Raw genomic sequence first — 1,687 nt, forward strand, 5'->3', positions numbered from 1 at the left:
AGCCGGTTCTGGTTCCCTCCGTGGGCCACACCGACGAGATGACCGCACAGGTTGACAAGAGCCTGCTCCAAATGGATCTGGTGGACGAAGGCGACCTCGTGGTCATCGCTGCCGGTTCCCCTCCAGGACAGGCCGGTTCCACGAACTCGCTGAAGGTCCACAAGGTGGGCGACCTCGCTGACACCTCCAAGGTGGACGACGGTTCGCGCAAGGAACCTGTTGGCCCGTGGCCGGAAAAGAAGTCCAAGACCAAGGCCTAGTCCTTCGGTTGGTGAATGCGGGCCCCGCCTTATGGCGGGGCCCGCATTTTTGTTTTGTTGGTTTCTGTTGGTAGCACGACGGCGGCCGCCCACCTCGCGTGAGGTGAGCGGCCGCCGTCGATTGTTGCTTGTTAGTTGACCTGGTTGATGATGGTCTCGGCAACCTCGCGCATGCTGAGGCGGCGGTCCATGGAGGTCTTCTGGATCCAGCGGAAAGCTTCCGGCTCCGTCAGGCCCATCTTGGTGGTCAGGAGGCTCTTGGCGCGCTCTACGAGCTTGCGCGTGGCGAACTGCTCCTGGAGGTCGGAAACCTCGTTCTCAAGCGCCTTGATCTCCTCGTGGCGGGAAAGAGCGATCTCGATTGCAGGGATCAGGTCGGCGGGGGAGAACGGCTTCACGACGTACGCCATGGCGCCGGCGTCGCGTGCACGCTCCACCAGTTCCTTCTGGCTGAAAGCAGTCAGCAGGACAACAGGGGCAATACGTGCCTTGACGATCTTCTCAGCCGCCGAGATGCCGTCCATGACGGGCATCTTCACATCCATGAGGACAAGGTCAGGCTTCAGTTCCTCGGCCAGCTGCACGGCCTTCTCGCCGTTGTCTGCCTCGCCGACGACGTCGTACCCTTCGCCCTTCAGAATCTCGATAATGTCCAGGCGGATGAGGGTTTCATCCTCGGCGACGACAACGCGTCGGGCCGGCTGGGCTGTGGACGTGGACTCCGTCTGTTCGGTCACGGGATCTCCTTGAAAAGGTTCGGCGGGTTCATGTCCATCTTAGTGTGGACTCTCTGATGGCTGGTTTTTGTTGCATCAGCGCGCCCGGTTCTTTGAATCAGCCTATCTGCATGTAGAGTAGTTTCGCGTGCTGGGAAAGGATCGCGTTGCTCACAGAAATGAGAGCAGTCAGCGAGATTTAACTTCCCGGTAATCCGCGCCCGAGTGGCGGAATTGGCAGACGCGCTGCACTCAAAATGCAGTATCGAAAGGTGTGTGGGTTCGAGTCCCACCTCGGGCACGGCATACCCCCTCTACGGAGGGGGTTTTTGCTTTAACGTCTGTACATTCTGGTTGGTCAGGTCCCTCTGAGATGGGCCGCGGGGTGTGCCTGGCGCCGCGGGTCGCCTGTGAAGTTGTGGGGGAGCGGGTCCAGGGTCGTGGCTGGTGGGCGCTCCGCCGGCTGTGAGCTGGGGTTATAGGTTCCCTTCTTGGTTCGTCCGGTGGGTCGGGGTTGGCCTACACCTCTTCATGGGTAGGGGGACTGAGCGCAACATGACCTTCGAGATCTTGCGTCAACGTTGCTTGTCTCGCTTCATTTCTGGGAGCTTTTGAGATTGGCTGATGGCAGTTTTGTTAGGCCAAAGGGAGTGTGGACACTGTCCACACTTAAATCGGCTTTTTGTGACTTATGGCAGCCATGGGCTCTTC

Annotated in this window: 2 protein-coding genes and 1 tRNA gene; 2 read left to right on the forward strand and 1 reads right to left on the reverse strand. The window is 59.6% G+C overall.

Features of this window, described 5'->3' with window-relative positions:
• Window positions 1-260 (forward strand): pyruvate kinase alpha/beta domain-containing protein (locus tag HP499_RS23900; RefSeq protein WP_305849767.1); only part of this gene is annotated, 260 nt, incomplete at its 5' end.
• A 131-nt stretch (window positions 261-391) separates the two neighbouring features.
• Here HP499_RS23900 and HP499_RS23905 read toward each other — a convergent pair.
• The gene (locus HP499_RS23905) at window positions 392-997 is read right to left on the reverse strand and encodes an ANTAR domain-containing response regulator (RefSeq protein WP_011774540.1); all 606 of its coding nucleotides are present in this window, start codon (window positions 995-997) and stop codon (window positions 392-394) included.
• 198 nt (window positions 998-1,195) lie between these two features.
• Between HP499_RS23905 and HP499_RS23910 the strand changes: the two genes are divergently transcribed.
• Window positions 1,196-1,277 (forward strand) — tRNA-Leu (locus tag HP499_RS23910).
• Window positions 1,278-1,687: the final 410 nt, after the last annotated feature.

It is taken from the genome of Paenarthrobacter sp. CM16, from assembly GCF_013179505.1.
Lineage (GTDB): Bacteria > Actinomycetota > Actinomycetes > Actinomycetales > Micrococcaceae > Arthrobacter.